We start from the raw sequence: 24,693 nt of genomic DNA, 5'->3' as shown, positions 1-24,693 counted from the left end.
CAACATGTACTCATCGCTGGGTCTTGCAGACCGCTCATAGTACTATTTATTGGCTAACGTTAATTTTTAATAAACTTGATAGTTTTCTTATACTCTAATTTTATAAAATATAATCCATTGTTCAATTTTGAAATATCTATTTTTTGATTTGGACCGATTTTTCCTGAACTGACTCTTTTACCTAATAAGTCATAAATATTAAATTCAATATTTTCTTTTAATCCAGATAATTGAAAATAATCCGAGGAAGGGTTTGGTATTATTTTTATTTGGCCTGAGTCAATTTCAAATTCATTCGTTGATAATACTTCAGCGTCCCAAGTGAAAGCATCGAGAGCTAAGTAATCTGCAAAACCAGTAGATGAAATTATAATTTCATCTATATTTTCATTTGAATTATCAGTTCCACCTTCTGTGGCAAAATCGATAAAAGTAAATCCATTGTTGGGCGTGAAAGTAGAACCATCAACAATACCTGTACTTTTGGTAACTATAAAAACATTTCCACCATCTTTTCTTCCTTCAAATGTTAATGTCGTTGGTGTTCCAGGTCCTGATAAACTTCTATTTGATACAAATAAATAAAAACTTTTTAAAGTAATATTCGTTCCATCATTTGTTAGTATTGAGAATGAGGTACCATCACCTTGAGTTACAGTTCCACTTGAATTATCAATAAATTTGTCATCATTACCTGATCCATTATAACCGCCTGAGGTAAAAAATTCTATGTCATAAATGGCAGGACCAGACTCGATTGTCGTTATAGTAAATGCCAAACCATTATCAGTAAATGTGGTTGAACCAGTTGTTTCTGATTCAAAATCCTCAGTGTTTTGGGAAAATAGAATTCCTGAATTAATAATTGCAATTCCCATTAATAAACAGTGTAATTTTTTTTTCATAAGTATAGTATTGGTTGGTTATAATTTGCAACAAATATAGGCTTTAAATTCAATTTAGGCCTTAGTCTTTAATGTTTGCCAATGCAAAGATAAAGTTCCGTTTCAATGAACTTTATCTTTTGTTAAACGAAGTTAGGCAATTTTTCTGACAAAGTCAAGTTTTGAATCACTAAAATAATCCATAAAAAAAACACCCGTAAAGGTGCTTTTAAATTTATAAATTTTCAATGCAATTAGAACTGATAACGGATACTAAAAGCAATATCAAAAATAGTATTGTCTGTAAAATCATTATTACCAATTTCTGGTCTAAAATCTAATGACAATAATAACGGAATATCAAAATTGTACTCAATACCAACATCACCAGCGGCAAAAATAAAGGTATCGCTATCATCGAACCCATTAGGAACATTATTAAAGCTATAAGAGCCTAATCCACCACCTACACCAGCATACCAGTTAAAACCGTCTTCTATATTCCAAACCCATTGGTATAAACCAGCAAGTTTAAAACCATCGTAATTATTGCCATCTCTCCAACCAAAATCAATTTCTAAACGGTTGTTTTCTCCTAAAGCGTGTTGATAAGATATTTCGGCACCAAGGCCATCACTATCTCCTAAACGTAATCCTATCGCATTTTCTGAAATATCTTGAGCATTTGATGAAAACGCAAAAGCTAATACTGTAACTGATAATAAAAATAATTTTTTCATAAATAAAGTTTTTAGTTTGATGTCATTATATACGGTCTATTATGTTAAAAAGACCATTTTTAAATATTCATTATGCTTTTGCAAAAATAACGCCAAAAATGTATTTATATTTAACTTCTTTATTAGTTTTATAAACTTATTTGTTAGTAGATGGCGTTAAGTCCACATTTAAAGGAGTTAAGAGAAATTTTAGAAGGCGAAGTATATGATGATGATTTAATAAAATCTATATATGCGACCGATGCTTCGGTTTATAGAAAGTTGCCATTGGCAGTAGCCTACCCAAAAAATGCAGAAGATTTAAAGCAGCTTATCAAGTTTGCAAAAACGCGTAAAACATCTTTAATTCCCAGAACCGCAGGAACCTCATTAGCGGGACAATGTGTCGGCGATGGTATTGTAGTTGATGTCTCAAAATATTTCACAAAAATTATTCATTTAGATGAAAAGGCGCAAACCGTTACCGTGCAACCTGGTGTAGTGCGTGATGCGTTAAATAATTATTTAAAGCCTTTCGGTTTGTTTTTCGGTCCTAATACATCAACATCAAACAGATGCATGATGGGAGGTATGGTTGGTAATAATTCTTCTGGAACCACATCTATTCAGTATGGTGTAACTCGTGATAAAGTTTTAGAACTGCACACCATTTTAAGTGATGGGAGCGAAGTTGTTTTTGGAGAATTGACTTCGGAAGCATTTCATCGAAAAACAAAATTAGAGACTTTAGATGGCACTATTTATAAAATCATTTATGATGCGTTGAAACCTGAAGCTGTTCAGAAACAAATCCTTGAGCATTTTCCAAAACCAGAAATACACAGAAGAAATACAGGCTATGCTATAGATGAATTGATTAAATCAAACGTGTTTTCTGAATCTTCTGAATCCTTTAATATGTGTAAAATCCTTTCTGGCAGCGAAGGCACATTAGCATTTACAACACAAATTACTTTAAAGTTAGATACCTTACCACCGCAGGAATCTATTATGGTAGCAGCACATTTTGATAGTATTGAAGGCTGTTTAAATACTGTTGAATTAACTATGAAACATAATTTGTACAACTGTGAAATGATGGATAAAACCATTTTAGATTGTACAAAACATAATAAAACCCAACAAGAGAATAGGCAATTTATAGAAGGAGATCCTCAGGCTATATTGATGTGCGAAGTAAAAGCAGAGACTTTAAACGAAGCAGAAATTTTAGCAGAAAACCTTGTAAATGCTATTAAACAGTCAGGATTGAGTTATGCATTTCCAAGGCTTATAGGAAACGATATTGAAAAAGCAAACAATTTGCGTAGCGCTGGATTAGGCTTGTTAGGAAATATTATTGGTGATAAAAAAGCGGTGGCATGTATTGAAGATACCGCTGTGGCACTGCCAGATTTAGCAAATTACATTTCTGAGTTTACGCAACTCATGAAAGACTATAACCAAGACGCTATTTATTACGCGCATGCAGGAGCCGGTGAATTGCATTTACGTCCTATTCTAAATTTAAAAAAAGGTGATGATGTCGCATTATTTAGAAAAATAACCACTGATGTGGCGCACTTAGTAAAGAAGTATAAAGGCTCTATGAGTGGGGAACATGGTGATGGGATAGTGCGTTCTGAGTTTATTCCATTAATGATTGGTGCTGAAAACTATCAAATATTAAAACAAATAAAAGCGGCTTTTGATGCAGATAATATTTTTAATCCAGGAAAAATAGTTGATGCTTTTCCTATGGATAAAGGGTTGCGTTATAAAATCGATAGGGCAGAACCTGAAATTGAAACATTACTAGATTTTTCAAAATCGAAAGGCATTTTAAGAGAAGCCGAAAAGTGCAATGGTTCTGGCGATTGTAGAAAATTACCAGAATTTGGTGGGACCATGTGCCCTAGTTACCGAGCCACTAGAAACGAAAAAGATACAACACGAGCAAGAGCAAATGCGCTACGGGAATTTTTAACCATCCCGATAGCTATCGGGACAGAGAAATCAAATAAGTTCAATCACAAAGAATTGAAAGATGTTTTCGATTTATGCTTAAGCTGTAAAGCTTGTTCAAGTGAATGTCCAAGTAGTGTGGATGTGGCAAGTTTAAAAGCAGAATTTCAGTACCAGTATCAAAAAGAAAATGGGGTGTCTTTGCGCACCAAAGTGTTCGCTTATAATAATAAATTAAATCAGTTAGGAAGTAAACTTCCAAGGCTTGCAAATTTTGTTTTTTCAAACGGATTGACGTCTTCATTATTAAAAAAATCAATTGGTATTGCCAAGGAAAGAAGCTTACCTTTAATTTCAACTAAAAGTTTAAGTAGTATTTATAATGTAACTGATAATAAAATAGTTAAAAATAAAATTGCGAAATTCGTAATTCTGTTTATTGATGAATTTACGAATCATTTAGACACCCAAATTGGTGTAGATGCCATCGAGCTTTTAAGAGCTTTAAATTATGAAGTTAAGCTGATTAATAATGCCGAATCTGGTCGTTCGTTTTTATCAAAAGGGTTGTTAGAACAAGCTAAAGATGTAGCGAATAAAAACGTATCAATTTTTAAAGATTTGATTACTTCTGAAACACCATTAATAGGTATAGAACCTTCAGCGATTTTAACCTTTAAAGACGAGTATTTAAAATTGGCAGACGATAAAACTTCCGCGGAAGCGCTATCAAAAAACACCTTTTTAATTGAAGAGTTTATTCAGCAAGAAATAGGGTTAGGCAACATAAAACCCGAGCAGTTTACTTTAGAAGCTAAAACCATAAAGTTCCATGGGCATTGTCATCAAAAGGCTATGAGTAACCAATTGTCAAGTTTTACAGTATTAAATTTACCTAAAAACTATAAGGTGACTATAATACCAAGCGGATGCTGCGGGATGGCTGGCAGTTTTGGCTATGAAAAAGAACATTATAAAGTAAGTATGCAAATTGGTGAACAAACACTTTTCCCAGCAGTAAGAAAAGCTTCAAATGATACCATAATCGCCGCAAACGGAACAAGTTGTAGACATCAAATTAAAGATGGCACTAACCGTGACGCAAAACATCCCATTACAATTTTAAGAGAAGCGCTGATTTAGTATTCGGTCACAGTCTCATTTTTCAGTAACACTACTCCGCAAAGTCTCCAGACTTTGAGGACATTAAAACTTTGCGTCTTTGCGAGACAAAAAAACAGAATACTATTGCGCCTTTTATCATTAGAATTCAACCTAAACACGATTTCATTTCCTTATTAATTGGATAAGCTTTATTTTAGCCAAAAATTGCAATTATGGCTGGTAATTCCTTCGGAAAACTATTCAATCTAACAACTTATGGCGAATCTCATGGACCTGCATTAGGCGGCGTTATAGATGGTTGTCCATCAGGTATTGAATTAAATTTAGATGAAATTCAAAACGAGTTAAACCGAAGAAAACCAGGGCAATCGTCCATTGTTACGCAACGCAAAGAGCCTGATACAGTTAAATTTCATTCAGGGATTTTTGAAGGTGTAACCACTGGGACTTCAATTGGTTTTGTTATTGAAAATACAAATCAAAAATCTCATGACTACTCGCATATAAAAGATAGTTACAGACCAAGTCATGCCGATTATACTTATGATAAAAAATATGGTGTACGCGATTATAGAGGTGGAGGAAGAAGTTCTGCTCGAGAAACCGCATGTCGTGTTGTTGCTGGTGCCATAGCTAAACAAATGCTAAAAGGCATCGAGATTACAGCTTATGTTTCAGGAGTTGGAACCATGAAATTGGATAAACCTTATAATGAAATAGACTTGACACTAGTAGAGTCAAATATCGTGCGTTGTCCAGACCAAGATATGGCTAGAAAAATGGAAACTTACATTAAAGAAGTACGTGGAAAAGGCGATACCGTTGGCGGAATTGTAAGCTGTGTCATTAAAAATGTACCCGTTGGTTTAGGCGAACCTGTATTCGATAAATTACATGCTCAATTAGGTAAGGCTATGCTATCTATAAACGCTGTAAAGGGTTTTGAATATGGTAGCGGATTCCGCGGAAGCACCATGTATGGAAGCGATCATAACGATGCTTTTAATAGTGATGGGTCAACAAAAACAAACTATTCTGGAGGTGTTCAAGGTGGAATAAGTAACGGCATGGATATTTATTTTAATATGGCTTTCAAACCTGTCGCGACACTTATACAAAAATACGAAACCATTGATAAAGCAGGTAATAAAGTAGAAATGCAAGGTAAAGGACGTCATGACCCATGCGTTGTACCACGTGCTGTTCCCATAGTCGAAGCTATGGCAGCATTGGTTTTAGCAGATTTTTACTTAATTAATAAAATTTATAATTAGAAGCTATTTCCCGCTTTCAACTATATCTTTTTTAAAAACGTCATTACATGGACAAAGGACGTGGCAATCTGTTAATGTTTAGTTCTTAATCAAAAATTAGGGTTCTTTAAATTTAAAAAAGGATGCCGTTTCAATCGGGGCTAAGGTATCCGCTGTGTTCCATTATTCGTGCAAAGGCAGGAATCTCACCAAGATGGCTATTACGCTCTTAATGAAGTAAGTTATTCTATATATTTGTTAGTTTACAAATAGTTTTAGTCAATTTTAAATACACCTTAAATTCAATGAAAAAAATCTTAATAACTGGAGGATTTGGAAAAATAGCAACGCATTTTGTTCAGAATTTTGACCATAAATATGAAATAACCGTTGCAGATATAGTAACGGACAACCGTACTTTTAATGATAATGTTCGAATTGAAAAAGCTGATTTAATGCAATTTTCAGATTGCACAAAACTATGTGAAGGAATCGATACGGTAATACATTTGGCTGGAATAGTTGACCCGATTTCGGATTCGGACATAATTTTAGAAACCAATATAAAAACCACCCAAAATATATTTAATGCAGCCGTAAAGGCAAAATGCAAAAGATTGATTTTCGCAAGTAGTGCTCAAACCATTGAAAGTTATCCTATCGATATTCAAGTAAATAAGAATATGCTTGTAAAACCTAAAAATATTTATGGTGTTTCAAAATGCTTTGGAGAGGCTTTAGCTGCGTATCACGCATATAATAATGGAATTTCGGCAATTTGTTTACGAATTGGTGCCTACGAATTCCCAAAGGATTTTACAGAAATGAATACTCGAGATTTAAGTGCATTTTTGCACCCTGATGATTTTAACCAATTATTGGTTGGATGTATCGAGACAGAAAATATTGAATACGAAGTTTTTAACGCTATTTCCAATAATAGATACAAACGTCTAGATATAACTGAATCGAAAGAAAAGGTTGGATATAATCCAAAGGCAGATGCATTTACTTTGTTTAAGCTTGTAGAAGATTAAATATTGTTGCTAATAAATGGAATATCGAAATTAGATTCCATTGCTAGAGTTAAAATCAATGATTTAGACAGACCATTAAATAATGTTAGAATATTAAGTGTTAATTTGGTGGAATAAAGTTATTTTTAAAAGCACAACATCTAAAATACCTATCTTGTCTCAAATTTATATCTCGAATTTAAATAGTAATTAACTAACAAATCCTTCTCCTTTGGAGAGGTTAGAAGCCAAATGAAAAAACTAGCATTACACTGGAAGATTATTATAGGGATGGTTCTCGGAATCATTTTTGGTTTTATTATGAATACCGTTGATGGCGGAAAAGGGTTTATTTCGGATTGGGTTGCGCCTATTGGTACCATCTTTATCAATCTTTTAAAACTTATTGCAGTACCATTAATTTTAGCGTCCTTGATTAAGGGTATCTCTGATTTAAAAGATATTTCCAAAATAAAATCTATGGGTTTACGTACTATTGGGATTTATATTACAACAACTTTAGTGGCTATTGTTATTGGTTTAAGTATTGTAAATGTGGTTAAACCTGGAACTGGAATGCCTGCTGAAACAATAGAAAAAATAAAAACAACGTATCAAGGTAGTGCAGATGTCATGATTGGTAAAGCAAAAGTTACTAAAGATGCTGGCCCACTTCAGCCATTAGTAGATATTTTTCCAAGTAATATATTTACAGCTTTAGGCGAAGCAAAAATGCTTCAAATTATATTTTTTGCGCTATTTGTTGGTATTTGTTTGCTGCTAATTGGAGAAAAAAAGGCAAAACCGTTAGTTGAGTTTTTTGATTCCTTAAACGAAGTGGTTATGAAAATGGTTGATTTAATTATGCTATTTGCTCCTTATGCTGTTTTTGCACTATTAGCAAACGTTATTATTGCTTTTGACGATACAGAAATTCTTGTTAAACTGCTTTGGTATGCGCTTAGTGTAGTTGGCGGTTTATTACTAATGATAGGGTTTTACCTTATTTTAGTAAAATTTGTTGTTAAGAAATCACCGCTGTGGTTTTTAAAAGAATTAAGTCCAGCGCAATTATTAGCCTTTTCAACAAGTAGTAGTGCTGCAACACTTCCTGTAACTATGGAACGTGTTGAAGAACATTTAGGCGTAGATAAAGAAGTATCGGGGTTTGTATTACCTGTTGGAGCCACTGTAAATATGGATGGAACAAGTTTATACCAAGGTATAGCCGCCGTATTTATTATGCAAGTAATTTGGCCAGAAGGCTTAACTTTTACAAACCAGTTATTAATAGTAGGAACAGCATTATTAGCGTCTATTGGCAGTGCCGCAGTACCAAGTGCAGGTATGGTTATGTTGGTAATAGTGTTAGAGTCTATAAAATTTCCTCCAGAATTATTGCCTATTGGTCTTGCTCTTATATTCGCAGTTGATAGACCATTAGATATGTGTAGAACCGTTGTAAACGTAACTGGTGATGCTACCGTATCAATGATTGTAGCTAAGTCTTTAGGTAAATTACACGACCCCAAACCAAAAGAGTGGGATGATAATTATGAGGCGGTGAAGTAATACTTGCCTTTGCGGACAGGTGCGTTAGGGATTGTAGCGGCATCCTTTTTTGTTTTATGTAAAGACCTTTCGACTGCGCTCAAGGTGACAAACAAAAAAGATATAGCGAAAAGCCCGACCCGCAGGGGAACGCCCAAAAGAACTTTTGATAGATTTTGTGATGTACTCAAAAAACCTTTAAATTTATATCAATCAAAAAAGAAGAAAAATGAACGTTTGTTTTATAATGTATCCGTGGGAAGCTATTGACCCAGATAATGATACCTCCTTAGCTTTAATTAAAGAATGTGTTAAAAGAAAACACGGTGTAGCCATGTGCACACCTGAAAATTTAACCATTAGAAACAGTGTGACTACCGCTAATTGCACGGTTATTGGCAGAATGGAAAAAACACCAAGTTCGTTAAAATCGTTTCATAAGAAAGCGGAATTGAGAGAGGAGATGTTACCTCTTGCTGGATTTGATGTGATTTTCTTTAGAGCAAATCCGCCTTTAGATCCTATTATGCTTAATTTTTTAGATTCTGTAAAAGATGATGTGTTTATCATGAATTCTTTAGAAGGCATGCGAGAAGCTAATAATAAATTATATACTGCTGCCTTTGGTGATGCGCATAGCAACATTATACCCGCAACTCATGTATCAAAAAGTAAAAACTACTTAATCAAGCAAATTAGAGAGTCAAAAGCCGATAAAATGATTTTAAAACCACTTAATGGTTTTGGAGGATCTGGTGTGATTCTTATTGAAAAATCGGCAATGAGTAATATTAATTCCTTACTCGATTTTTATATTACAAGTGGTGATGGTTCTTCAAATTATGTAATTCTTCAAGATTATATTGAAGGCGCCGATCAAGGCGATGTACGTATTTTAATGTTAAACGGCGAACCTGTTGGTGCCATGAAACGAGTACCTGGAAATGACGATCATCGTTCTAATGTTTCCGCTGGAGGAAGTGTACAACGCCATACTTTGACTAAAACCGAAAAAGCGTTATGCAAACAAATAGGGCCAAAGCTCGTAAACGACGGCCTTTATTTTGTTGGTATTGATGTTATTGGAGGAAAATTAGTTGAAGTGAATGTGATGTCTCCAGGAGGTATTACATATATTAATAAAGTGTATAAACTAAAAACTAAAATTGAAGAAAAAGTGATTGACTTTTTAGAAATGAAAGTTATAGATAAGCTTCAAGCTTTTGATAGACGCACAAGATTAAGAAAAACGGTTCAAGACGCTTAAATTAGTTTGCAGTAATTAGTCGCAGTTTACCGTTTTCGTTTGGTCTTCGGTCATTTAATTTAATAGTTTTCAAATGAGTTCAAATATAAACCTAACATCACCAATAGTTTCAGTTGAATGGCTTCATAAACATTTGAATGCCAATAATCTTATTGTTTTAGATGGCACAATAGTAAAAACTTTTGATGCTTTACAACAACAAATTCCAAATGCACGATTTTTTGATATTAAACAAAAGTTTAGTGATACCTCAGATCCGTTTCCGAGTGCATTTCCATCTGAAGTTCAATTTCAAAAAGAAGCAAGAAAATTAGGTGTAAATAAAGATAGTGCCATTGTGGTTTATGATGACAAGGGTATTTACTCAAGTGCCAGAGTTTGGTATCTGTTTAGAGCTTTTGGTTTTAATAATGTTGCAGTTTTAAATGGAGGATTTCCAGAATGGTTGAAGGCAGGATATGCGACTGAATATATGAATCTTTATGAAGGAGGTGCAGGTGATTTTGAAGCAAAGATGCAACCCAATTTCATGCAGTTTTTTGATGATATTCAAAAAGCTTCTAAAAATGAAACTCATAAAATAATTGATGCACGTTCTTCAGGTCGATTTAATTGTACGGAACCTGAACCCAGAGCTGGATTACGCATGGGTACGATTCCAAACTCAGTTAGTTTGCCTTTTACAGATTTATTAGAAAATGGTGTTTTAAAGTCTAAAAAAGACTTAGCCAAAGCGTTTTATATGGTTGCAGAACAAGATGATCCTATTATATTTTCATGCGGTTCAGGTATTACAGCTTGTGTTTTAGCTTTAGGAGCTGAGATTTCAGGATATAAAAATAGTTCGGTTTATGATGGTTCTTGGACTGAATATGGAAGTTTAATAGGAGACATGAAAGCACCAAGCACTTGGACAAAAGATGAATTGCTGGCTTATATTTTAATTTACGTTTCGCATTTAGACTTGAATGAATCTAGGGAAGAAAAAAAATATATTTTGAGTCGTGTTGATAAGGAAGTTTATCAGCGAGTATATGAGCAATTTGAAAAAGATAGCGATTACGAGTGTATACAGAATATTTTTGAAGGTGTAAAAACGCATGATTATTACCGCGATGATTTAGCAGGTTTATTTGCTGATATTAAACTTATGGCTTTTGCCGATGGTAATTATGCCCAAATGGAGCAGGTTGCTTACATGGAATTGAAAAAGATTTTGAAGGATGGATAGGTTAACCGTTTCAGAAATTATTTCAAAAATTGAGGCGGAAGCTGTTTTTGAAGCAGTATCATCCGATTATGCATTTACTATTAAGATTGATGAATATGTGCCTTATACCTGTGCAGCCATTCATAACGGTCATCAATTTAGAAAAGACCTTTGGGATAATTGTTTACATACCGAATATGAACGTTGGTATGAAGAAGACCCAGAAACCAAAAATATGGTTAAATCACATCCTATAGTTATTGCAGCTTGTGATTCTCGTTTTGAATACGATTTAAATCGTGCTCCAGAAGATGCTGTTTTTGTAACGGCTTGGGGGAAACCATTATGGAAGAAGCCTCTTTCTGAAGACATGAAAACTAAAAGTATTCAAAAACATGCTAATTTCTATAAAGTCGTGGAGGCATTAATAAAAACGATAGAGTCTAAGTTTGGGTTTTGTACGGTTTACGATATGCATAGCTACAATTGGAAACGTTGGGATAGGGAAGTGCCTACTTGGAATTTAGGAACCAGTAATGTTGATAATACCCGTTTTGGAGATGTCATTGAAACATGGCGAGAAAGTCTCTCTGAAATCCAGTTTCCTAATTCTATAAAATCAACATCATTAATAAATGATACCTTTCAAGGCAATGGATATTTCTTGAAATTTATTACACAGAACTTTAGAAATACCTTAGTTTTGGCAACCGAAATAGCAAAAGTGTATTGTGATGAATACGAACAGATTATCTTTCCAGAGGTAGTCAAAATAGTGGAGCATGAATTAATAACACGTATTCCAGAGCATGCACAACAGGTTTATAACAAGTTTAAAAAGTAATTATGAAGATTGATGATAATGTTGACACTCAAATGCTTTTAGAGATTGATAAAAATATCGACGCGCATGTAAAGCAAATTGAGTTATTGAGTTATGTGAATCCTGTAAATATTGAAGAAGAAAAGGAACGTTTTTTTTTATCGAAATATCTTACCGATCCTGTTTTTAAATATCCAAATATCAATTTTGATAAGTTTAAACTGCATCGTGAATTGTTTACCCAGCCAATTGAACGTATTGAGGACCATGACATTCGGGATTTGTACGAAGATATTATTTATACCTATTCCGGTTTAATTCAATGCATTGAGAATATTGGTAACGGGAAGCATTTTTACTTTAATAGTTTGCATTGTTTTGGAACACCAACTGAAAATGATGTTGAAAACGCCAAATTTATTCTCCATTTTGAAGATGAGAATAAAGATGTTGCTATGTTTCAACCAAAATATAGTGCGAAAGAATCCGAGGTGTTTTTTAAAGATTTTTCTGCGACGTACGATTTTAGCTATAATATTGATTTTTCAGATAAAATTTCCGCCATTGCTATGGTATTTAATAATACTAAAACTTTGGTGTTAAATACAAATCACACCTATTCTGATAATGAGATTGCTGTATTAACCAATCATGAAATTGGTGTGCATATGGTCACCACTATGAATGGTTTGTTACACCCTCTAAAAATCTTTTCTCATGGGTTTCCTAATAATGAAGAAACACAAGAAGGATTGGCTGTTTTTTCGGAATATATGAGTAATAATTTAACTATTACTCGTTTAAAAGAATTAGCGTATCGTGTTATTGCGGTAGATAGTTTAGCTAAAGGGTATCCGTTTTCTAGAACGTTTAGATTATTGCACAATCAATACGATTTAGATAGAGAAAGTGCCTTTTACATCACGCTCAGAGCGCATCGTGGTGGCGGATTTACCAAAGATTATTTATATTTATCTGGACTTAAAAAAGTATATGATTATTACCATTCTGGTAAAGATTTAAGCCTGTTGCTTACTGGTAAAGTCACGTTGGAGTACGCTAATGCTATTCAATCGCTTATTAAAAAAGGATTCGCAGTACCTGCAAAACACATTACAGATGCTTTTTCTGAAAATAAAAACACGAATAAAAAGGTGGATTTTATTTTGAGGAGTTTGAAGTAGATGAGATGGTTTTTATTTTAATGTTTGACGCAAATTACTCCAAAAACTTACTCTTCAATTCAGGTGTAGGAATCATACAAGCGTCTTTTTTGCCAAACCATTTGTATCGATTTTTGGCAATAAAATCGTAAACCCAATTGCGTATAACCTTTGGAACTATAAGAAATATAGTCAATAAATTTATGGGAAACCCCAATTGCGAAGCCACTTTTAAAGCTGCTGTAGATTTGTATTGAATGCCTTTTCCTGGAGTGTACAACAGAATAGAATCTACTCTAGAAGTATCAATATTATAATGCTTAACAATGTTTTGTCCAACTTCGCTTTGTAATGCTGTAAATAGAAACACATTGTTCTTATCATGTTTTATAACATACTGCACAGACGAATTACAAAGGTTGCAAACACCATCAAACAGTAATAGTTTTTTATCGTTTGGAATATCTACCATAATAAACTGTCATTGTGAGGAGGTACGACGTAACAATCGTTTTAAATGAATTTCTATTTAGTGTCAGGACGGAAACAGACGATTTTTATAATTTGACTTATTTTTGATGTCATTTTTGTTTAGTTTTTATGAGTTGATGCCTTAGTATCAAGCGATTAAAAATAAACTGAAAGGGCGCAAAAAGAAACAAATTTAATTTTGCTGTGTTTCCGTCCAGACACTATTTAACAGATTCTCACTCCCGATAAAAATCGGGATCAGAATCACATTGACAAAGATACCACTTTACAAATCACTTAAAAAATGGTTTAAATCGGTTTCCTTATCCAGATTAAGCTTCTTTTTAAGACGATATTTAGACTTTAGCACACTATCGGGTAATACGTTAAGCATCGATGCTATTTCCTTCGTAGAAAGGTTCATGCGTAAAAACGACGCTAAGCGCATTTCTTTTTCGCTAATATCTTCATAGATTGCTTTTAATTTATGGTCAAAGTTATTATGAACTTCAGAGAAGTAAGATTTAAACACTTCCCAATCTTTGTCTTCAGCACTTTCTTTTTTAAGAAGCATGACTAAGCGTCTAAACTCTACTTTAAAGAGTTCTGGCGATTGTTTAATTTTTACTAAATTTTCTTTTAGTTCTTGTATGAAAGTGTTTTTTTGGACTAGGTGTAGGGTTTGAGATGCAAGTTCTTTCTTTTTAAAACCAATTTCTTGTTTGTATATTTCTTCTTGCTTTTCACGTTCTATTTTATTTTTCTTTATACGTTGCTTAAAACCAAAGTAGAGCAAGCTTGCAATAGCTAATAGCGAAAATATCCCAATGCTATAAAGTGTTTTGGTAAGTTTATCGTTTTTAGCTTGAACGTTAAGTGTTTTAATTTCTTCTTTTTGCAAAGCAATAGCGGCTTCTTTTTTTTCTGTATCATAGGCGATTTTTAAGTCTTCAATTTCTTTATTATTAAATGCACGTTGCAGACTGTCTTTAAGTTTTACATAAAGTTTAGTATAGTCGTTTGCTTTTTTAAATCTATTAGTTTTTTCAAAAACCTCTATATAAGTACGATATACATCACGTTCAGCTCTTTTGTCTTTAATTTCGATGGAAAGCTTTAAACATTCATCAAAATAATTTATGGCTTTTGAAAAATTATTTTCTGCCATTTCTACGCGACCTAAATGCAATAGCTTAAAACCTGTTGGACCAGACTTCCAAAATTGTTTATCAAAAGCAATTCCCTTTTCTAAATACTCTCTTGCATCTGTATAATTTTCTTTATGTAGGCTAATTATTCCTAAATGCCCTAAACCTCTCGAGTAATTTCCTTTTAATCTGTATTTTTTAGCTAATTCTACTCCTTTATTAAGATTATATTGTGCGCTATCATAATTCTTCATATTAAAATAGGTGAACCCTAAATTTAAATAAGCATTACTTTGATATACGAAATCATCAGTTTCAATAAATATATCTAGTGCTTTTTTATAAAATTTTATTGCTTGTTCTCTATTACCTCTTTTCTCTTCAATATTACCTAATTGAATATTAATATCAGCTTTTCTATATGGTTCTGCATCGATAGTGTCTAATATTCTTAAAGCTTTGTAAGATTCTTTATAAGCTTTTGTATGCTCACCTTTTCTATTTATTAATTCAGCTCTTTGTCCAACACCAATAGCGTAATTTAAATGATGTCCTATTTCTAATAGTATACTATTTGCTGTATCTCGCATTTTAATAGCCTTTTCAAGATTATTCTCATTAAGTGCTTGGGATGACATTGTTTTTGCTATCATTTCTTTAAAGTCATTTTCTTTAGCATACTTGAAAGATTTAGTATAATAATAATCAGATGAGTCTAATTCTTTGGTAATGTAGAAATACGATCCTAGTCCATATAAAGCTCTATTATGTGAGATTTTTTTACCTATTCTTTTTGATAGATTCATTGCATTTGTGACATGTTCTTTTGCATTTTGTGGGTTACTATATAGCTCAGCGGAGTAAAGTCTTTCATATAATTTTAATCTAATAGAATCGTATTTTACTAATTTCAATTCATTATTTAAACTATCAACTAAAGCCTTATTATTTTGAGAGGAAACATCAATAAATGTTGTTAAAAATAAAATTAAAAATAGATTTTTCATTAAAAAAAACGTTAGCTAGTTATAGGACTAAAATAATAAATATAATAAGTAATATAGCATATAGTGTCCTTGTATATGTTGCATCTGTCTATGCTTTGTCTATACATCTGAATTTGTAAATTGAATTTAAACAACTGTTTATTAAGTGTTTATAAATAAAATTTAAATATAAAAGGTTGGCCTAATATATGCTGTAAATTATACTCTGTCCATACTTTGTCCATACCAAAAATTAGTTTTCAGCTGTGTTCCTGTCTAGTTTTGAAGTGTTGAATCACAAAAATTTAGAAATTATGAAAACACAACTATTAACAATTAAAAGAATTTTTTACAGTTTATTTTTTGCAACTATTTTATTGTCCTGTAATGGATGTAGCACTGAAAGCACAGAAGGTGGAGGAGATGCTCCAGTTTCTGGAGATAAGTTAGCAGAAATTAATACCTTTCTTTCTGGCCTAAACAATTTTGAGCAACCAGATGAGCAGGCAAATCAAGAGTTTATTGAAGACGTTAGCAAAGAAAGAGAAGGGAATACCAATGAATGTGTGGTAAAAAAGTACAAAATGGCACCCGGTTTTAGTGAAATGATACTCTTAGACCCAACGAGCGATGTTATTTACCCAGGTGCGATGCTAAAAGGGGAATCGATTCCTACCGGAGAGTATATTGGTATTACAGGAGGAAGAGCACCCATTACCTTGTCCGTATCTTTAGAAAATTTAAATGGCAAACCTTCAACCGTAATAGAAAACCCAAATATTGCGACAGTAAGAGAAGGTGTTAAAGATATGCTTCAACAAGGTGTAACTGGGTCTGCATCTGCCAAGGTTAACTTTACAACAGAAGAAGTATATTCTAAAGAACACTTAAGTGTTGCTCTAGGAGCGAGTTATTCAAAAGGGAAAAATAGTATTTCTGGCTCTTTTAATTTTAGTAGTACAGAGAAGAAATACAAGTACGTAATTAAGTATTTACAGGTCTATTATACAATAGATTTAACTGTAACTGATACGCAAAACCCAGGAAAACTTTTTACATCTACACCAAATTTAAATTCTACAAGTCCTGTAATTGTTTCATCTGTAAAATATGGGCGTATGCTATTATATACTGTTGAAACCAATTCAGAATTCACAGACACTCAAGCAGCATTTAATGCAGCATTTAATGGTGGTACTGCTGGAGGTTCTGGAGAACATCAATCCTTTTGGAATAGTTCTACTGTAAAAGCTTTAGTTATTGGAGGTTCTTCGGGTGATGCTGCTCAAGTGGTGAGTGGCCCTGAAGGTGTTTATAATTACATTACCCAAGGAGGAGAATATTCTGCAGATTCTCCTGGAGCACCATTAGGCTATACACTCAGGTATATAAGAGAAGGTTTTCCTGTGGCAAATGTTGTATTATCAAGTGAATTCAATATAAGAACTTGTTACGAGGCTTACCATAAGTTTGGTATTCAGCTTCATGGAATAAATTTGGTAAAAAATAACGGCGGTAGCATACGTTTACATGGCAATATGCAAGCAAAAATTTATCAAGGTGGTAGTGTAAAAGGGTCAGAGTCTTACACCCGTACCAGCAGTAATTATATTATACCAGAGGAAGGCAATTTTTGGCCTATACCAATTGACAAAACTGAAGAAGTTGAATTGTACATGCCCGACTTAGAGAACGATTATATATTCTTATCGGCAGAGTTTACTGAGGATGATGCTATAGGTGGCGATGATTATTTAGGAAAAACAGAAAAGAAAATTTTACTAAAAAATGTTCAAGAAACTAAAGACCCTTATATAAGATTACTTTTAACCGAAGATGCTGATATAGATATGAGAACCTACTTTTACGCGTGGCGTATCTATTAATAACATAGAATTAGTTTAAGCAGTCAGCACCTAAAGTTGTAGATTCAACAACTTGGTGTTGGCTGTTATTTATCCAATTTAAATTTAAAAGAAATGAAAAATAAAATACATATATATTTAGTATTAAGCCTTGTTATTGGCTTTAGCAATATTTATGCACAAACCTTTGAGGCAGATGGTATAAATTATTATATAACTGGTGCTAACGAAGTAAGTGTTAATCAAAAAAATGGATGCTATACAGGTGATATTGTTATTCCAGATTCAGTTGAAGATTCTGGTACTAATTATTCTGTAACAGGCATTAATGTAAACGCATTTTATCAATGTAGTGGTTTAACCTCGGTTGTTTTGCCTAGTTCTGTAACAGAAATTAATTCTCAGGCGTTTTTAGAATGTACAAATCTAAATTCAATAAACTTTACAAGTTCAATTGAAACAATTGGCTATATGGCCTTTAGAAGTTGTACAAGCTTATTAACTATAGATTTATCAGCAACAGTTTTAACTGAAATAGGAGAGTATGCCTTTTTGCGATGCGAAAATGCAACTTCAATTATTTTACCAAATTCCTTGGAGAGCATAGGTAATAATGTTTTTCACTATTGCGAAAGTTTAACTCAAATTAGTATACCTAACTCAGTAAATTCTATTGGAACCCGCTCATTTGCTTATAGTGGCTTAACATCTATAGATATTCCAAGTTCTGTAACATTGATAGATAATTATGCTTTTGAAGTTTGTAGAGATTTGAAGACTGTTAGTGTGCCAAGCTCCGTAACATCTATTGGAGATTATGCTTTTTATGGCAATTACACATTAGAGACATTTAATATTGATGTTGACGTGCCTTTAACTATTACATCATCAGTATTTCAAGGAAGGAATTTATCTCTTGTAACATTAAATACACCCATAGGAAGTGGTGCTGCTTATTCTACTGCTTCAATTTGGGAAAATTTTGGTAATATTAATGGCACTCTTAGTAATAATAAGTTTGAAACTTCCAAAGGATTGAAAGCATACCCTAACCCAGCTATAAATGAGTTAAAAATTGTAGGATTAAATAGGCCAGAATCGTTTAAAATTTATAATGTTCTAGGGAACCTAGTAATGAGAGGTAAAATTGCAAATAATGAACCTATTAATTTAGAAGAGATGATTCCTGGGTTTTACTTGATAAAGTTTAATGATAAAGACACTATTAAGTTTATTAAAAATTAATGATTTAAATGAATACAGTCGGCACTTAAAGTTGTGATTCAGCAACTTGGTGTTGGCTGTTAATTTTTTGGCGTTACCCAAAAGGGTTGGGTTTTACTTTACAAGTCCTCGCTCGTACCTTGCTGTGGGCTTTCCTCTTCAATCCCTAACGCATTTATCTGCCCAAGTAAGTTTGAAACACTAACATGAGGTAATCAACAAAAGTACTTTTTAAACTATTTTGACAATTGATTTCCTATACTGATTACTGCTAACTTAATACTGCCTACTTTTTTACCGCTTCAACAAGTTCTAACTGATCTAAACTCACATTGGTAGTAAACATGCCATAATTAACAACAGCTTTATTTTTTTCAATTTTGTCAATGGTTCCAATGGCTCTGCCATCTTCCATTCTAACGCGATCACCTAGCCTAATAGTCGCCTTTGGCTTTGGTGCTTCAATAGCCTTTTGTTTTGCTATCTTTTTCTTTTTCCTGATGACTTCAACTTTCTTTTCAGCTTCTTGTTTTACTTGCTTCTCTTTAGTTTTTATGATTTTTTTCTGTTTCGCAGAAACCTTTTTACGCTTAGAATTTTCAATTTGAACCACTTTAAATAGTTCTGCCATTAATTCTCGCTTCTGTTTATTGTCAAAGTATTTTTCAGCTATATCATTCACCTTTTGTCCTAGGTAAATTAAACGTTGGTTACTATCGTATAACTCTTGATAGCTTTCTAACTTCTTTTGGATTTTCGCATTAATTTCTTCAAGCTTATCGGCTTCCTCAAGCTTTTTCTTTTCATTTTGTTTTAATGACTGACCAGTCTTTTCGAGCCTAGAACGTTCCTTTTGAAGTTTAGCAATCGTAGCATCAAAACGGATTTTGCTACGCTCAATTTTCTTTTTAGCACGATTAATCAAACTGTACGGAATCCCATTTTTCTGAGCGACTTCAAACGTAAAACTACTTCCGGCTTGACCGATAACCAATTTAAAAAGAGGTTCTAATGAGCGTTCATCAAAAAGCATATTCGCATTCAACATAAATGGCAATTCGTTTGCTAATATTTTTAAGTTTGAATAATGTGTTGTAATAATCCCATAAGCTTCACGATGGTAAAACTCTTCCAAAAATGTTTCAGCTAATGCACCACCAAGTTCCGGATCGCTTCCTGTTCCAAATTCATCAATTAAAAAGAGGGTGTTTTTATTACACTTCTTCAAGAAATAATTCATTTGCTTTAAACGATAGCTATACGTACTTAAATGATTTTCTATAGATTGATTATCCCCAATATCGCTTAAAATTCTATCAAATAAACATACTTTACTACGCTCGTGTACAGGAATTAGCATGCCGCTTTGAATCATAACTTGTAATAATCCAACGGTTTTAAGAGTGATGCTTTTTCCTCCGGCATTGGGTCCAGAAATCACAATAATTCTGCTGTCTGATTTTAATTCAATACTCTGCGGAAATGTTTTTTCTTTCTTCTCTAAATTATTTAAATAGAGGAGAGGGTGGTAAGCATCTCGCAAATACATGCTTTTATCTTCTGAAAACTTAGGAAGAATCCCATTCATAGATTTTGCGTATTTCGCTTTCGCGGAAATCACATCTATATTAATTAAAAAGCTTTGGTAATCATCCAACAACGGTAAAAACGGACGAATAAAATTGGTGACTTCTTTTAAAATACGAATCACTTCTTCGTGTTCTTCATATTCTAAATTATTAAGTTCTCGACTATGTTGTAAAGTGGCTTCAGGCTCAATATAAACAATGCTTCCTGTTTTGCTACCGCCCATAATAGAACCCTTAACTTTACGTCTATACATCGCTTTTACAGCTAAAACGCGTTTGTTGTCTACAACAGTTTCTCGAATATCGTCTAAATATTCAAGATTATGATAGGTGTTTAAGGCACTACTAAAACTTGAGTTTATTTTTCCTTTTATCTTGTTTATAGATTGGCGTATATCAAAAAGTAAATTTGAGGCATTGTCTTTTATATCTCCAAATCTGTCAACAATTCCATCAACTTTTTCAATTAGAATTTTAGTCACCTCAATATGCGATGCAAACTGATTTAAATTTGGGTAGTACTCTTCAAATTTATTTAAAAAGGTAACAATAGCATTCACAGATATAGACATGGCTACTATTTTCTTTAAACCATGAACTTCTAAATAGGTGTTTTCAATATTAAGTAGTTTTATTTCCTTAGTAATGGTATCAAAACCATGGTTTGGTATACGATTATCGTTATAAAGTGATGATACGTACTCATTAGTTAAGTTAAGTGCTACCTGCAATTCTTCACGAGTTTTATAAGGCGAAATTTGCAAAGCCTTTTCATTTCCAAGAGGGGTAACACAGAGCTCGCTAACTTGTTGTAAAACCGTTTGAAATTCTAAATCTTGTAATGTTTTTTCGTGGATGTGTATCATTCCTAAGTATGCGCTCTAAAAATAATGGAACGCAAAGTTAAACAATCTATAGATGATTTTAGCTATTGAAATTTCAAGTGTAGTTCAAACGTATTAATAATATTACGCCACGAATACACGAATTTTAACTTCCCGAGTTGCCAGGATTAAAAAAATCTTTAGATTTTTTATTCGTGTAATTGATTTAAGCCAACGATTTCACGAATCTTTTAAGGAGCTGAACTCATTTATTTGTGAATTTGTGGCGAAAAAATAGCAGCATTGATTTTAACACATTTGATCTGTTTGAAGTGTTAAAATGTTGATTAACAGAGTTATAGCGTTATTTAACAAAATGCTAACATGCCATAGTGATATTTCTCTTTAAATTGTTGATTTTCAACAAATCATCAATCAAACTGACAACAGAAAAAGACTTTTTTGGACAACCTCTTTTTTTATCCGTGTATAGTTTCAGATTTTCCGTAATTTTTAATCACTTCAGCTTCAAAATCTATAAGTTCCTGCCAGCGTTTGTCAACATCAATATCTTTTCCATATTGGCGTGCAAAACCAATAAAAGTGGTGTAATGTCCTGCTTCACTAATCATTAAATCGTGATAGAATTTTGAAAGTTCAGGGTCTTTTATTTCTTTTGAAAGTAGCTTAAAACGTTCGCAACTTCTGGCTTCAATCATGGCTGAAAATAATAACCTATCAACCATAGATTGCAACCTGTTTCCGCCTTTATTCATAAACTTATAAAGTTCGTTAACGTAACTGTCTTTCCGTTCTCTACCTAGTGTATAACCGCGTTTTTTAATGATATCATGCACCATTTGAAAGTGTTCCAATTCTTCTTTGGCTAATTCTAGTAAATCAGTAACTAAATCGGTATGTTCAGAATTAAGCGTGATTATGGTAATGGCGTTAGTTGCTGCTTTTTGTTCGCACCACGCATGATCGGTAAGTATTTCCTCAATATTCGATTCTACAATATTTACCCAACGTGGGTCTGTTGCTAATTTTAAACCAAGCATGTTTTTCGTTTTTTGTAAAAGTAGTTATAAACATTAAAATACGCGATTAAATTTTTTGGGCATTACCTAAAGGTCGGGCTTTCCGGCAGTCGCTTTTTTGTGTTGCATAGGTGCAACAACACAAAAAGAGCTTCAACAATGCCTCAATCCCTAATGCGAGTTGCGTGTACCAATAGAGCTTCTAAATTCGTATTATGTTTTTATTATTGAAAAACCCACCCCTTAATCCCCTCCCAAGAGGGGAAGGCTTTATGACTTGTTTTAAGTTTAGATTTAATTGAAATGGCTATCGATATGGATTATAATTAGTATGCGTAATTATATTGTAAATTCCCTTCTTTGCGGTAATGATAAAATAAATCAACTAATATAATTCCAAATATTTTTATATTTTCCTAGCTGTTTGTAGGTGTTTAAAAAGACTTGGTTTTCTGAAAGCGCCAACGCGGGATCAATTTTTAAAATGGATTTTGCGTGATGTCTAGCTAATTGTAAAATATCATTGTCCTTAATAATATCTGCAATTTTTAGATTTAAAACACCACTTTGTTGGGTGCCCATGATATCTCCGGGGCCACGTAAACGCAAATCTACTTCTGCAATTTCAAAACCATCATTGGTTCTAACCATAGTTTCTAAACGGGTTTTGCTATTGCTACTTAGTTTATGGCTTGTCATTAATATACAATAACTCTGTTCTGCACCGCGACCAACGCGACCGCGTAATTGATGTAATTGAGATAAACCAAAACGTTCTGCACTCTCAATAATCATTACCGAAGCATTAGGAACGTTTACTCCAACCTCTATAACGGTTGTAGCCACCATAATTTGAGTTTCTCCTTTAATAAAGCGTTGCATCTCATAATCTTTATCGACAGGTTTCATTTTTCCGTGAACAATGGAGGTTTGATATTTTGGCATAGGGAAATCTCTAGAAATACTTTCGTAACCATCCATCAAATCTTTATAATCCATTTTTTCATTTTCTTGGATTAACGGATACACAATATAAATTTGTCGGCCTTTATCAATTTCATCTCGAATAAATCGAAACACTTTTAAACGATTTTTATCATATCTATGAACCGTTTTTATAGCCTTTCTTCCAGGTGGTAATTCATCAATAATTGAGATGTCTAAATCGCCATAAACAGACATGGCTAAAGTTCTAGGAATTGGTGTTGCAGTCATCACCAAAACATGTGGAGGAAGGCTGTTTTTTTGCCATAATTTAGAACGCTGTTTTACACCAAAACGATGTTGCTCGTCTATAATTGCAAGTCCTAAATTTTTAAATTTTACCTTATCTTCAAGTAGAGCATGAGTCCCAATTAGGATTTGTAATTCGCCATTTTCTAACGATTCATGAATTATTCTTCTACTTGAAGTTTTAGTTGAACCTGTTAATAATTTTATACTGATTTTCAGTTTATTACACCATTCAAATAATCCGTTATAGTGCTGGACTGACAAAATTTCAGTTGGCGCCATTAAGCAGGCTTGAAAACCGTTGTCAAGTGCCATGAGTATTGACATGAATGCCACTATGGTCTTTCCCGAACCTACATCGCCCTGTAAAAGTCGATTCATTTGTGCGTTGCTGCCCAAATCGGCTCGAATTTCCTTTAAAACGCGTTTTTGCGCATTGGTTAATTCAAAGGGTAAATGGTCTTTGAAAAATGAATTGAAATGGATTCCAACTTGGTCAAAAGGAAAGCCTTTGATTTTTGACTTATGAATTAAATTTTTGATAATTAATTGTAGTTGAATATAAAATAATTCTTCAAATTTTAATCGAAATTGAGCCTTAGAAAGCAGCTCTTGATTCTTCGGAAAATGCACATTAAAAAGTGCAGAATCTTTATTGATTAATTTTAATTCTGACTTTAAATTATCAGATAAGGTTTCGGTAAACTTTCCATTAGTTTCAATAAATAATTGTTGCATGATTTTACTAACCACACGATTGGTAATGCCTTTGTTCGATAATTTTTCAGTAGAAGGGTAAACAGGTTGCATGGCAGAACGTAAATTTTTCTCATGTTCCTCAAGCAATTCAAGTTCTGGATGTGCCATATTGAATTTTCCACTAAACCAATTGGGTTTTCCAAAGGCTATATAGGTTTTATTCAACTTCAAATTTTCTCTAATCCATTTTTGTCCCCTAAACCAAACGAGTTCCATGGTGCCAGTGTCGTCTTGAAACGTGCCAACCAAACGTTTTCCTCGCTTTTGGGCAACTTCTTTAAAACCTGTTATTTTGCCAATTACTTGTACATCGGCATTGTTACGCTGTAATTGATTGATTTTATAATACTGCGTTCTGTCTATATATCTGTTTGGAAATAAGTTGATTAAATCTTGGTAAGTGTGAATGCCTAATTCCTTGCGCAGCAAATCAGCACGATTTGGACCAACGCCTTTTAAATAATCTATGGGAGTTTGCAGGTTAACAGACATAGAAGCGAATTTAAGCAAATCAATTTAGTACATGAAAAAAAATTGTTTGATACTGCTTTTATGATAAAAACACCAATAAAATGAGG

General features: G+C 33.1%; 17 protein-coding genes. 10 read left to right on the top strand and 7 right to left on the bottom strand.

Annotated elements, in window-relative coordinates; all coding sequences use genetic code 11:
- Positions 1 to 59: 59 nt before the first annotated feature.
- Together AAC024_RS09565 and AAC024_RS09560 are read right to left on the bottom strand one after the other, a co-directional pair.
- Positions 60 to 905, bottom strand: a complete 846-nt coding sequence (locus AAC024_RS09565) for a T9SS type A sorting domain-containing protein (RefSeq protein ID WP_339895158.1) — start codon at positions 903 to 905, stop codon at positions 60 to 62.
- Between the two features lie 233 nt (positions 906 to 1,138).
- A complete protein-coding gene (locus AAC024_RS09560) occupies positions 1,139 to 1,624 on the bottom strand; it encodes a hypothetical protein (protein WP_339895157.1) in 486 nt (161 codons plus the stop codon).
- A 150-nt stretch (positions 1,625 to 1,774) separates the two neighbouring features.
- Here AAC024_RS09560 and AAC024_RS09555 point away from each other — a divergent pair, with 150 nt between their 5' ends.
- From AAC024_RS09555 to AAC024_RS09520, 8 genes are all read left to right on the top strand, one after another.
- Positions 1,775 to 4,711 carry an FAD-linked oxidase C-terminal domain-containing protein gene (locus AAC024_RS09555; protein ID WP_339895156.1) on the top strand — a complete coding sequence of 979 codons (2,937 nt, stop codon included), beginning with the start codon at positions 1,775 to 1,777 and terminating at the stop codon, positions 4,709 to 4,711.
- Between the two features lie 194 nt (positions 4,712 to 4,905).
- Positions 4,906 to 5,967, top strand: a complete 1,062-nt coding sequence (gene aroC, locus AAC024_RS09550; protein ID WP_339895155.1) for a chorismate synthase — start codon at positions 4,906 to 4,908, stop codon at positions 5,965 to 5,967.
- Between the two features lie 284 nt (positions 5,968 to 6,251).
- Positions 6,252 to 6,983 carry an NAD(P)-dependent oxidoreductase gene (locus tag AAC024_RS09545; RefSeq protein WP_339895154.1) on the top strand — a complete coding sequence of 244 codons (732 nt, stop codon included), beginning with the start codon at positions 6,252 to 6,254 and terminating at the stop codon, positions 6,981 to 6,983.
- Between the two features lie 231 nt (positions 6,984 to 7,214).
- Entirely contained in the window at positions 7,215 to 8,534 is a 1,320-nt protein-coding gene (locus AAC024_RS09540; RefSeq protein WP_339895153.1) for a dicarboxylate/amino acid:cation symporter, read from the top strand.
- Between the two features lie 208 nt (positions 8,535 to 8,742).
- Positions 8,743 to 9,780, top strand: coding sequence for a glutathione synthase (gene gshB / locus AAC024_RS09535; protein ID WP_339895152.1), 1,038 nt, complete (start codon positions 8,743 to 8,745; stop codon positions 9,778 to 9,780).
- Between the two features lie 73 nt (positions 9,781 to 9,853).
- Entirely contained in the window at positions 9,854 to 11,011 is a 1,158-nt protein-coding gene (locus tag AAC024_RS09530) for a sulfurtransferase (RefSeq protein WP_339895151.1), read from the top strand.
- Positions 11,004 to 11,834, top strand: coding sequence for an N-formylglutamate amidohydrolase (locus AAC024_RS09525; RefSeq protein WP_339895150.1), 831 nt, complete (start codon positions 11,004 to 11,006; stop codon positions 11,832 to 11,834). The genes AAC024_RS09530 and AAC024_RS09525 overlap by 8 nt, the downstream gene beginning before the upstream one ends.
- 2 nt (positions 11,835 to 11,836) lie before the next feature.
- Positions 11,837 to 12,997: a tyrosine/phenylalanine carboxypeptidase domain-containing protein gene (locus AAC024_RS09520; protein ID WP_339895149.1), complete on the top strand. Its 1,161-nt coding sequence runs from the start codon at positions 11,837 to 11,839 to the stop codon at positions 12,995 to 12,997.
- Between the two features lie 34 nt (positions 12,998 to 13,031).
- On the opposite strand, the gene AAC024_RS09515 is transcribed toward AAC024_RS09520, so the two are convergent.
- A complete protein-coding gene (locus AAC024_RS09515) occupies positions 13,032 to 13,448 on the bottom strand; it encodes a thiol-disulfide oxidoreductase DCC family protein (protein WP_339895148.1) in 417 nt (138 codons plus the stop codon).
- Positions 13,449 to 13,733: 285 nt separating this feature from the next.
- Positions 13,734 to 15,602, bottom strand: a complete 1,869-nt coding sequence (locus AAC024_RS09510; protein ID WP_339895147.1) for a tetratricopeptide repeat protein — start codon at positions 15,600 to 15,602, stop codon at positions 13,734 to 13,736.
- 293 nt (positions 15,603 to 15,895) lie between these two features.
- Here AAC024_RS09510 and AAC024_RS09505 point away from each other — a divergent pair, with 293 nt between their 5' ends.
- Both AAC024_RS09505 and AAC024_RS09500 read left to right on the top strand, forming a co-directional pair.
- Positions 15,896 to 17,467: a thiol-activated cytolysin family protein gene (locus tag AAC024_RS09505; RefSeq protein WP_339895146.1), complete on the top strand. Its 1,572-nt coding sequence runs from the start codon at positions 15,896 to 15,898 to the stop codon at positions 17,465 to 17,467.
- Between the two features lie 93 nt (positions 17,468 to 17,560).
- Entirely contained in the window at positions 17,561 to 18,691 is a 1,131-nt protein-coding gene (locus AAC024_RS09500; protein ID WP_339895145.1) for a leucine-rich repeat domain-containing protein, read from the top strand.
- 265 nt (positions 18,692 to 18,956) lie between these two features.
- Here AAC024_RS09500 and AAC024_RS09495 read toward each other — a convergent pair whose 3' ends face one another.
- The 3 genes from AAC024_RS09495 to recG form a co-directional block, all read right to left on the bottom strand.
- Complete coding sequence (locus AAC024_RS09495) at positions 18,957 to 21,125, bottom strand: DNA mismatch repair protein MutS (protein WP_339895144.1); 2,169 nt, start codon at positions 21,123 to 21,125, stop codon at positions 18,957 to 18,959.
- Between the two features lie 437 nt (positions 21,126 to 21,562).
- Positions 21,563 to 22,144, bottom strand: coding sequence for a tRNA-(ms[2]io[6]A)-hydroxylase (locus tag AAC024_RS09490; RefSeq protein WP_339895142.1), 582 nt, complete (start codon positions 22,142 to 22,144; stop codon positions 21,563 to 21,565).
- A 360-nt stretch (positions 22,145 to 22,504) separates the two neighbouring features.
- A complete protein-coding gene (gene recG / locus AAC024_RS09485; protein ID WP_339895140.1) occupies positions 22,505 to 24,607 on the bottom strand; it encodes an ATP-dependent DNA helicase RecG in 2,103 nt (700 codons plus the stop codon).
- Positions 24,608 to 24,693 lie beyond the last annotated feature (86 nt).

Origin of the sequence: uncultured Algibacter sp. (genome assembly GCF_963976535.1) — a bacterium.
Taxonomy (GTDB): Bacteria; Bacteroidota; Bacteroidia; order Flavobacteriales; family Flavobacteriaceae; genus Algibacter_B.
The sequence above is the reverse complement of the archived record's forward strand: the minus strand, read 5'-3'. Positions and strand labels throughout refer to the sequence as shown.